This window comes from Streptobacillus ratti, from assembly GCF_001891165.1.
GTDB classification, from domain to species: Bacteria; Fusobacteriota; Fusobacteriia; order Fusobacteriales; family Leptotrichiaceae; genus Streptobacillus; species Streptobacillus ratti.
Genome location: NZ_LKKW01000075.1, coordinates 1 through 618 on the forward strand (window position 1 = coordinate 1; position 618 = coordinate 618).

Sequence of the window (618 nt, forward strand, 5' to 3'; positions counted from 1 at the left end):
CATTTCTCTTTTTATATCTTCTTCATTATGTTTAATATCTACTTTAATATTAGTAATTCTTAACATTTTTTCTCCTAAATATTTTTCCCTACATGTATTCCTGATATGAAGCACCAATTCAAATTATATCCTCCACAATCTCCAAATAAATCTAATACTTCCCCTATAAAATATAGTCCTTGGACTATTTTAGATTCTAAGCTATAATTATCAATTTCATTAATTCTAATTCCACCTGCTGTAACTTGAGCATTTGAAAATCCTGTAGTATCATATACTTTAAATACAAATTTTTTAAGTTTTTCTACTAATCTTTCTATAATTCCATCATCAAGTTCACTAACTTTAAAATTTAATTTTTCTATACCTACACTTTTTAATAGATAACTTGCAAATTTTTTATTAACTAAACCATTTAAATAATACTCTATTTCTAAATATCCTAGTTCCTGTTTCCTAGTGTATAATAATTTTCTTAATTCATCTTCACTATACATAGATAAAAAATCTACATGCCAATAAAGATCTTCAAAATCATGTAAGGCTGTAAGATAAGATAAATTAAAAATACATGGACCTGAAACACCATAAGCTGTAAATAGTAATTCATTTTCATCA

General features: G+C 24.6%; 1 protein-coding gene. It reads right to left on the reverse strand.

All coding sequences use genetic code 11. From position 1 onward, the window contains the following. Positions 1–74 precede the first annotated feature (74 nt). A partial coding sequence (locus BT993_RS06815) for an NAD(P)/FAD-dependent oxidoreductase (RefSeq protein ID WP_208600527.1) occupies positions 75–618 on the reverse strand: 544 nt, incomplete at its 5' end.